The organism is Lutimonas sp., from assembly GCF_051011215.1.
In the GTDB taxonomy this organism is placed as follows: Bacteria; Bacteroidota; Bacteroidia; order Flavobacteriales; family Flavobacteriaceae; genus Lutimonas.
Window position 1 is genome coordinate 1 of sequence record NZ_JBPCUJ010000089.1, and the last position, 9,232, is coordinate 9,232.

Below are 9,232 nucleotides of genomic sequence, written 5' to 3' on the forward strand. Positions count from 1 at the left end.
ATCACGAAGTGATTAATTTCTTTTTACTTGATCGGGCGCACCCCTTTGGGATCAACGCAGTTAATCCCTTCTATCACTCAAGCGTTTTTTTTATGAAAAGGTGTGAATTGCTGATAAGCAATTGCAGATTTTATTTTCAAACTGGGAATTTATGGGATCAACGAAGTTCATCCCCGTAGCTCCACAAGGAAAAAGAAAAGTCTTCGATAGAAGGCTTTTTTTATTTTATATGAATCGGTCCGAATGAAATTCGAGGACGAGCCAGATAAAATAAAAAAGAGAAATCACGAAGTGATTAATTTCTTTTTACTTGATCGGGCGCACCCCTTTGGGATCAACGCAGTTAATCCCTTCTATCACTCAAGCGTTTTTTTTATGAAAAGATGTGAATTGCTGATAAGCAATTGCAGATTTTATTTTCAAACTGGGAATTTATGGGATCAACGAAGTAAATCCCCGTAGCTCCACAAGGAAAAAGATTAGTTTTTCGAAGAATTTCAAAAATTATTAACGAAGCATAAGATTTCATTAGAATTCAAAATAGGGCATTTGATTTTAAAATCAATAAGGTGCCACATATCTAATTATTGAAAAATATTTTATAGAATACCAAATCAAAATTTCGGAAATCAAAATAGAGTTATAACACTCAAACATAAAATATCTCTCAAAAAGTTTTAGCAACTAATCACTGTTTTCGAATTTCCTCCAGAAAATAGTAAAAAGCAATTCCGAAAAATAGTGATACAATTCCTGCTGCATATGGGATTAGTTCTATCATTTATCACTCTTTAATAATTTTAAAAAAATGGCAAATCCAAGAATTGAAGGTACCCAAAGGCCTACAAATAAGGCCCCTTCCCTTTCTCCTTGAAACCACATCAACTCCGAAAATATTAGTGTCCCTAAAGCGAGAAACAATAAAATTCGATCTGTTTTACCAAGTTTACCTAGCATCTTTATATTTTTTTATATTCTTAAAGATACGAAAAAAATGGCTTTGACTTTTTGTAGGCAAAAAACTATGTAACAAATAGGCCTGTTAGGGACTTGTTTTATTTTAGTTCGTCAGGCGGACCCTTAATGCTCAAATTAAAAAGGTTATTTTTCACTACCTTAGTGTAGATATTCAATTAAACCTAGTGTTATCAGGGTAAAGCTAGAGATTATACTCCCTTTTTTAGTTTTATAAATGAAGAGAAAAGATTTTTGGAAAAAGTGTAAAGAAAAGCAAGTTGTCAATAAACTTTCTCTTTATGTGGTTACGAGTTGGCTTCTTATTCAAGTTTAGGGTCAATTGCAGATCCACTTGGCTTGCCGAAAGACTCTGTAACGATCCTTCTCATTTTTCTATTCATAGGTTTTCCTATCAACATGTTTTTAGTCTGGCAATATCATTTGAAAGCCCTGGAGGACATTAAACCTAAAAAAAATAAAGAATGAAAGTGGCTTTCAAAAAGTTTTACATTTTTGGCATTAATGATATTTAATAAATTAAAATTTAAAGATATAAGACAATCCAAAGAGCATTCAGAAGCAGACATGATTGTATCCGAATCAGACTTGCTATCATTTGTTAATAATCGCAGTGATCCTGATATTGCCTCTCATTAGTGCATGATTTCAATTCTAAATGTTATGAATTTCATGAAAATGTATCAAAAAAGTGACTAAATCTTTAAATTTCGCACGAAAACACTATTATTTGCTATATTTTAATTATAATTAAATAGCTTTGAGCAATAATTACCGTTACAGGTTAAAACATCATATAGAAACGAATGGCAAAATCGCAGCAGACATTTAACAAAAGTGAAAAGGAAAAAAAACGTTTAAAGAAACGTGAGGACAAAAGAAAAAAAATGGAGGCTCGAAAAGCTGCAGCCAAGGAAAATGGCAAAAAAGGAATTGAGTTTGCCTATGTTGATCATAATGGGCATTTAACAGATACTCCACCAGATCCATCGAAAAAAATTCAAATAGATGCTGAAAGTATCGAAATCAGCATTCCAAAATCAGTCCCAGGAGAAGAGGAAGAGTTTGATCCCATCAGAAAAGGATCCGTATCCTTTTTTGATTCTTCCAAAGGTTTTGGATTTATTATTGATGCAGAAAACTCAGAAAAATATTTCTGTCATGTCAGTGGTTTAATCGATGAGATCGCTGAAAACGACAAAGTAACCTTTGAACTTGAAAAAGGAATGAAAGGAATGAATGCAGTCAAGGTGACCTTAATCAAAGAAGATTAGATTTATACATCGCTATTAAACGAGCCGCATTTGCGGCTTTTTTTATGCCGTTTTTCCATTATTCAGATAGAAAAAAGAGCAGCGGAACCTATCATTACATCAGAAATAATTATTTTTAAATAAAAAACAATGTACAAACAGCGGAGATTTCCATTTAAAAATGTTTTAATCTGGACGAGGAGAGAACTGATTTTCTTTATTGTTATGGCTACCGCCATCACAATTCTCTACGAATTAATTGGCATAAAGTGGTTGCAGGTTCCCTTGACCCCAGTTGGATTAGTAGGAACCGCTGTCGCATTTATGATCGGTTTTCAAAATAATGCCGCCTATGACAGAATTTGGGAAGCCAGAAAGATATGGGGAGGTATTGTCAATACATCCAGGTCTCTTGTCATAACCGTAAGAGACAGCTTTTATATGCATCGTACGGAAGCGAAGCAAGATGAAACTGAGGTTGTTAAAATAATCACCAACAGACATATTGCTTGGTTAACAGCATTGCGTTATGCGATGCGAACGAAAAAACCATGGGAGGCTTCCTATGAGTCAATGCATAAAAAAGAAAAATTTGCCTACCAGATTCCGGAACACGAAACTTCTTTAGAAGAAGAGATACACCCTTACTTGTCACCAAAAGAATATGAGAAGGTTATGTCTTCAGACAATAAACCCAATGCGATTATAAGTCTGCAATCGAAACATTTCAGGGCCTTGACCGATGAAAAAAAACTATGGGATTTCTCTTTACTTAATTTACAACAGATCCTTCAGGAACTAACAGCCTTGCAGGGAAAATCAGAAAGAATAAAGAACTTTCCCTATCCTAAACAATATGCCAGCATCGGTTATCATTTTGTTCACATTTTTATGTGGTTATTGCCTATGGCTATCATTCCAGCATTTGCAAGAATGGGTCTGGAAATAGCCAAAACAAATCCGTTTATTGGAACGTACTTTGTTTGGTTAAATATTCCTTTTACCGTCATCGTCATTTGGGTATTTAACACCATGCTTCGTATTGGCCTTGCTGGTGAGAATCCTTTTGAAGGGTCCCCCAACGATGTTCCAATCTCAAATATTTCCAGAGGGATTACACGTGATATTTTACAGATTATTGACGAAGATCCTAAGAATATACCTGCCCCTTTTACCAACACCAATTATATCGATATGTAGCTTTCAATAAGTAGAGGGCGGAAAATGAGTTTATTCAAACAATCGGAAAAAGTCTTCAACTGCCACGAAGAATGCGGGACCAAAACCTGGAACGAGTTCAAAAACTTCGACTAATCAATCAAAAAAAGTAAACACCTCTACATATAAAGCGACCTCAAAAAATAATACCAGAACAAGTCATAGTTCTAACAATCAACAAAAAAATAATTCAACAAATACTCCGGCTAAAACATCATCAACCAAAAAGAAAAAGTAGGCCCTGTAAAAAGATAATCTTTAAAAAAGGCGGTCACTGTATTAAGTCGGGAAAGGCACTATAAGTCTAAAAGCATGATAATGGTATCAACACCAATTTTCACAAAATAAAGCGAATCACTCCGATATCATCTAATGGAATAAATCCAGTATCCATAAAATTCTGGTATTGATTTTCTAAAAACGAATCGTTAGTGCCATTCGGTCCCTCAATTAGTAGTTTCACTCTGGGGTCACTATCCTTTTTGTTCTTTTTTACGCTGGATTTAAGTTTTTGGATACCGTCAGTGGAAATAGAAACATCGTTAACGGATTCAAAATGCCAGGTTTGAATCTCAGCTTCATCAATATCTTCGAAGCTCTTGTTTAAGTGATACCCTAAAAAATTAGGGATGTTGTTTTGATCAATCTCTGTTATTTCCCCATTTATTGCAAAGATTCCATCTCCACTCATCTTAACACAGGCGGATCTTTGGCTTTTGTTAATTACTAACAGAACAATGGTTGAGAGTAATTCTTTGGTTTCCAAAAAAAATAACTTTTTGGTTCTTTTTAAATCGTCAAACAATTGATTCATAAAAAATGTAGCAATTCCCTCCAAAGACATTGTTTCTAAATCAAAGTCCTCCACAATCTCTTTCATTTGAGGAAGCATTCGGGCGGATTTGTGAAGTGATTTTGCGTACAGCGCAGATGAAAACTGACTATCCTTGGCAGAAGAACAGCCATCCATTACAGCGGCCACAACAATGTCGTCAGACAAAGAATGTATGCCCAAAAAATCTTCATTGAAATTATGATGATAAATTCCACGCCTGAGAAGAGTTAATATTTCCATAATATGATATTTACCTTTAAAAGGGAATAAAAAGGTTCATAACCCTAAAAAGATTGCAAATTTCAGTTTAAAAATTTACCTATGAATAGGTGTCATATTCTTTCCACCAATTCAAGGCGTCCTGACGACTCCATGAAAATTCTTTCTGCTTGATCTCAAAGAAATCAATTAGCTCATCAATATTTTCTGGTCTCTTTTTCGGATCAAATCTGATACATTTCGACAAAATGCTCCTCAAGTCATCAGGAACATCCTCCCTTTCGATCAATTGGTTTCTAAAATCACCTTGCAGCGTTTCTTCACCTGTGAGCATTTTTTGAGAAACTAATTCAAGTAAATATTGTCCACTAAAAATATACATCCCTAAAGCTCCTATCGAATATATGTCCACTCTTTGATCTGCATTAAAAGGGTCCCGAATACGTTCTGGTGCCATAAACATTGGGGTGCCCCCAATTCTGTTGATCTGTGTTTGCTGAGAAATGCTTGTGTCGACTTCCTTTACCAGTCCAAAGTCAAGTAATTTTACAACATCTACCGCTCCGCCTTGATTACAAAGCATTACGTTCATGGGCTTAATATCTCGGTGAACCAAGCCTTTTTCATGTGCTTCCTTTAAGGACAGGCAAATGTGATAAAGAATATAAATACCTCTTGCTACGCTAATATCGTTCTTGCCATTCACAATTTTATCTAAGGAAACCCCATTGAGATATTCCATCACATAATAAAAATCATTATTCTCGGTGGTCCCATAATCGTATACTTTTATAGTATTTGGATGAGATAATGATGAGGTTATCTTCACTTCTTTTTCAAAGCGATCGAGCATATCAGTATTCACAAAATTGTTCTTCAATATCTTAATGGCCACGGGATTTTTAAGAAAAGTATGTTCGGCCCTATATACCTGGCCAAAACCTCCTTCACCTATTTTCTCTCTGAGTTTATACTGACCTAGAATACTGAAATCATCAACCTTTTTACCGATTCTTGCAATGCGTACATTTGAATTAAAAAGTAAAAAAGAAAGGATAAGAATCACAATATAAAACGAAATAAATGTATCTCTAAAATATCCAAGAGAGGCAAGTGCTTCATCATAATCTTCTTCTGTGATGATTCCAAAGTTATATTCCGGAAGCCAGGTGTATGCTCCAATCACCTTTATTCCTCGATAATCTCTGTAAGGGGTCATTAGATCTCCCTCGTAAATAGAATCCTTTGAAGCCAAATGATTTAAGGACAAATCAACTATTCTGGTAAAAGGTTGCTCTACTCGTTCCGATTCAGGTAATTCTCCATCCATTACATTAAGTCCCGGATCTTTCAATTCTATGGTGTAAATAGTTTCGGCCAGCGTGTCGTGATTCAATAAATAGGTTTGTTGAAGTTCCTTTGTAAATCTGCTCGAGGAAAGCATTTTCCCATCATCATTGAAAGCATATGTTTCGCTGGTTGCACCATGCTTTGATAATTTAAAAATGTTAGAAAAACTATGCTTGGCTTGATATGAACCTACCAGAATTGCTATTACCTGATCTTCTTTATCGAAGATCGGGCATAAAAAATTCACCCATGCCTCTCTTTTTATGGCATCACTGTATTCGTCACTGAAATTATTGATCAAATCAAAATTGTTGACTGGCGGTATAAAAACGACTTCTCCTTCTTTCGCTTTTAAATAGTCCTTATAAATCATTTCTCCTAAATCATCGTCGAACATCCCCGAAATTCCGGTAGAATCAACAAGCGAGTTTCCTAATAAGACTTTTGGACTATTGTTGCTTAATAAGGATAGTAATCCATAGTTATTAATAGCTCCTTCCTTTTGAAACCATTTTGTGGCCTCCCTTGCCACCTTCGATGTTCTTAACAATTCTAAAGACTCATCCAAATTCTCAAGGCTATCAATAGCCTTTGCAAAATTTACCAACTCATCATTAAGTGAAATCGCCTGAATCTTACTATTTTCATTGATCAACCAATGCTGGAAAACTTCTGTAGTTGTTGTCAGCAGTGCTCTTTTTACTTCACGCTCAGAATCCAGAATACTGTTTCGAATATACCGCCCGCTTATAAATCCTGCCCCTAAAAGCAGGCCGAGAAACAATACGATGAGTACTAGTCTATTTTGTTTACTTCCAAATAGTAACTTGGTCCAGTTGCTAACTACTTTAGAACGAAAAACGGAATCTTTCCTTCCAACAAGTTTCGTTTTTTCATTTTCCGTATGAATTGGGATTTCCGTTTTAATTGACTCCTCTTCGTGAATCTCTTTAAACAAGGATAAAACTTCACTCTTTAAAAGATCATCGCCTTCACAAAAAAGATCAATTTTCCTTAACCCTTCTTCATAGGGCAGGTCTATAACTTTTGATAGAATATCGGAAACTTTTTCGTGGAGATCTTTCGTATTCATTAAATATCGCTCTTCATAAACTTTCTTAACCAGGCCTTCGCTACTCGCCAATCTATTTCGACTGTTTTAATTGACACTCCCAATTCATCCGCAATTTCCTGCATCTTCATTCCTCCAAAAAACTTTAGCTCAACAACTTTCGCCTGTCTCTCATGAACTTCCTCTAATTTCTCCAGGGCTTCATCTAAAGACAAAATCACCTCATCTTTTTCAACAGAATATGTAAGCGCTTCATTTAAATCCAGCTTTCTTTCGCCAGATCCTCTTTTTTGTGCATTCTTATGCCTGGCGTGATGTACTAAAACCCTGCGAATTGCCTGAGCTCCGACTGCAAAAAAATGAGATCTTCCTTTCCAATCAATATGATCCTGATCCACAAGGCTCAAATAGGCCTCATTTACTAAAATAGTGGGTTGTAGTGTATGCCCCGGATTTTCTCTTCGATACAATTTTTCGGCAATATCATGAAGATTATCATAAACCAAGGGGTAAAGATCTGCTGACCGGTTGCCGCTATCTATGTTTTGTAGTATTTGCGTAACCTCATTTTTTTTGTTATGCATATAGAAAAATTGAAATGAATAATTTACAAATATAAAAATACTAAAATAAGTCTTCTCAAGAATTATTTGTAGCCCTTAGTGCTCTTTATTTAGAACTCAGCAAGCTATAACAAGTTTATAGTCATCTTATTTACAAGTATTTATAATTTTTTAGGGTTTTATTAGAATTATTACCCTGTTTTAAATGAAGGTCAATAAAATATATTGATTTTTCCCAGAATAGTAATTTAAATATACAATTATGAAAAAACATGTAACATTAATTTTAGGATTAGCAATTGCAGCTTCATCATTTTTAACTAGTTGTGGCGCATCATCTGGAACAACAGCAAATAAAACAAATTCTGTAAATCATATGCACCACAGAAATAGCGGTTATGGAGCTCCATATTATCATGACAGAGATATTATTATCGTTGACCCTGTGGTTCCAGAGATTGACGTTCCGGAAGCTGTAGTGCTTCCCGAAGCTGATTGGTAATGATGGATATAAGGTAATATGAGACGAGCTGCTCTATCCTTCTTAAGGAAAGAGCAGCTTTTTTAATTAAAGCAAAGCCTATTTACTAACACCATGAAAAACTATAGATCCAAGAATTTGTATTTTTTTCAATTTTAATTAGGGTTTTTTAGAGGTATTGTCCCTGTTATAAATGAAGGGCAATCTAAAACCTTCAAACATCAAAAAATAATAATCTAAAATTTAATAAAATGAAAAATTCAACATTTAGAACAGTCACAATTTCAATTCTTGCGACAATCGCAATAATTATTACCAGTTTTTCCAAAAAGGATATTGAAATTCCCAAGGTAGAAAATCGAGAAGGTATTTATTACTTGGAAATTGATGCCCCGACGGCCTTTGGTAAAGGGTACCAACAAGGTTCAGCCTTGAAAACTATTATTCAAGAATCTATATATGATTTTGATATTTGGATAACCGAACATTCTGAATATAAGAATAGTGACGAGATGGCCGCTGATTTTATATCAAAAACAACTTATTTAAATGACGTTAAAAAATATACTCCTAACCTCTATTCAGAATTAGAAGGAATGGCAAAGGGTTCAGAAATTAGTTTGGAAGTCTTGTTTTTATACAACAGTCTAGATGAATACTTAGCTTTTCTAATGGAAAAAGGAGCAAATGCAGAACAAGTTGCTCATTGCACTACGACAGGAGTTTACGGGAGAACTGATCTTCCAAATTTTGTTACACACAATAACGATTTAATGGGAATTTTTAGTGATAGAGTCGTGGTTACTAAAATTATTGATCCTGATAGCGATGTAGTGATTCTTCAGACAGGTTTTGCGGGAACTTTTGCTCAAAATGGCGTAAATAATTACGGTGTTGGAGTTGGTTGTAATATCATCGTTGACATGGAAAGAAACACAAGAGGCCTACCAGTTGCTTTTAATAATCGAAAAATTCTTGAGACAAAAAATATTGAACAAGCTAAAAAATATTTAGCAAGTGTTCCTTCGGCTCAATCTATGAATTATATGGTTGGAGATAGAAATAAGGTAGAATCCTTAGAAGTATCCGGAAAAGGAAATGTCTACAGTGTAAAATCCTATGAAGGGAATTATGCCGTGCATACGAATCATACGCTAAACCCGAAAGCGAAAAAAGTAAGAGATATAACTTCAAAAAAGCCCACAACTGCAAAAACTGTGGAAAGATTTGAAAAAGCTGAAGGCATCTTATCTAAAGATTTCATGA

8 protein-coding genes are annotated in these 9,232 nt (G+C 34.8%); 4 read left to right on the top strand and 4 right to left on the bottom strand.

What is annotated here, in order from left to right; translation table 11 throughout:
* Positions 1–777 precede the first annotated feature (777 nt).
* On the bottom strand, positions 778–957 hold the full coding sequence (locus ACR2MV_RS08075) for a hypothetical protein (RefSeq protein ID WP_434021400.1): 180 nt from the start codon (positions 955–957) through the stop codon (positions 778–780).
* Positions 958–1,781: 824 nt separating this feature from the next.
* On the opposite strand from ACR2MV_RS08075, the gene ACR2MV_RS08080 reads away from it, so the two are divergent.
* Positions 1,782–2,249: a cold-shock protein gene (locus ACR2MV_RS08080; protein WP_434021401.1), complete on the top strand. Its 468-nt coding sequence runs from the start codon at positions 1,782–1,784 to the stop codon at positions 2,247–2,249.
* 129 nt (positions 2,250–2,378) lie between these two features.
* Positions 2,379–3,428, top strand: a complete 1,050-nt coding sequence (locus ACR2MV_RS08085; protein ID WP_434021402.1) for a bestrophin family protein — start codon at positions 2,379–2,381, stop codon at positions 3,426–3,428.
* A 355-nt stretch (positions 3,429–3,783) separates the two neighbouring features.
* Here the strand turns inward: ACR2MV_RS08085 and ACR2MV_RS08090 are convergent, their stop codons facing one another.
* From ACR2MV_RS08090 to ACR2MV_RS08100, 3 genes are all read right to left on the bottom strand, one after another.
* Positions 3,784–4,521, bottom strand: coding sequence for a protein phosphatase 2C domain-containing protein (locus ACR2MV_RS08090; RefSeq protein WP_434021403.1), 738 nt, complete (start codon positions 4,519–4,521; stop codon positions 3,784–3,786).
* A gap of 79 nt (positions 4,522–4,600) precedes the next feature.
* The gene (locus ACR2MV_RS08095; RefSeq protein WP_434021404.1) at positions 4,601–6,994 is read right to left on the bottom strand and encodes a serine/threonine-protein kinase; all 2,394 of its coding nucleotides are present in this window, start codon (positions 6,992–6,994) and stop codon (positions 4,601–4,603) included.
* The gene (locus ACR2MV_RS08100; RefSeq protein ID WP_434021405.1) at positions 6,943–7,506 is read right to left on the bottom strand and encodes a sigma-70 family RNA polymerase sigma factor; all 564 of its coding nucleotides are present in this window, start codon (positions 7,504–7,506) and stop codon (positions 6,943–6,945) included. The genes ACR2MV_RS08095 and ACR2MV_RS08100 overlap by 52 nt, the downstream gene beginning before the upstream one ends.
* A gap of 241 nt (positions 7,507–7,747) precedes the next feature.
* On the opposite strand from ACR2MV_RS08100, the gene ACR2MV_RS08105 reads away from it, so the two are divergent.
* Complete coding sequence (locus ACR2MV_RS08105; protein WP_434021406.1) at positions 7,748–7,987, top strand: hypothetical protein; 240 nt, start codon at positions 7,748–7,750, stop codon at positions 7,985–7,987.
* 230 nt (positions 7,988–8,217) lie between these two features.
* A partial coding sequence (locus ACR2MV_RS08110; RefSeq protein ID WP_434021407.1) for a C45 family autoproteolytic acyltransferase/hydolase occupies positions 8,218–9,232 on the top strand: 1,015 nt, incomplete at its 3' end.

What these genes read in the sequence shown, in the direction of transcription:
- ACR2MV_RS08105 (WP_434021406.1), top strand. Translation starts at nt 7,748, where the DNA reads ATGAAAAAACATGTAACATTAATTTTAGGATTAGCAATTGCAGCTTCA.
- ACR2MV_RS08100 (WP_434021405.1), bottom strand. Translation starts at nt 7,506, where the DNA reads ATGCATAACAAAAAAAATGAGGTTACGCAAATACTACAAAACATAGAT.
- ACR2MV_RS08085 (WP_434021402.1), top strand. Translation starts at nt 2,379, where the DNA reads ATGTACAAACAGCGGAGATTTCCATTTAAAAATGTTTTAATCTGGACG.
- ACR2MV_RS08080 (WP_434021401.1), top strand. Translation starts at nt 1,782, where the DNA reads ATGGCAAAATCGCAGCAGACATTTAACAAAAGTGAAAAGGAAAAAAAA.
- ACR2MV_RS08090 (WP_434021403.1), bottom strand. Translation starts at nt 4,521, where the DNA reads ATGGAAATATTAACTCTTCTCAGGCGTGGAATTTATCATCATAATTTC.
- ACR2MV_RS08075 (WP_434021400.1), bottom strand. Translation starts at nt 957, where the DNA reads ATGCTAGGTAAACTTGGTAAAACAGATCGAATTTTATTGTTTCTCGCT.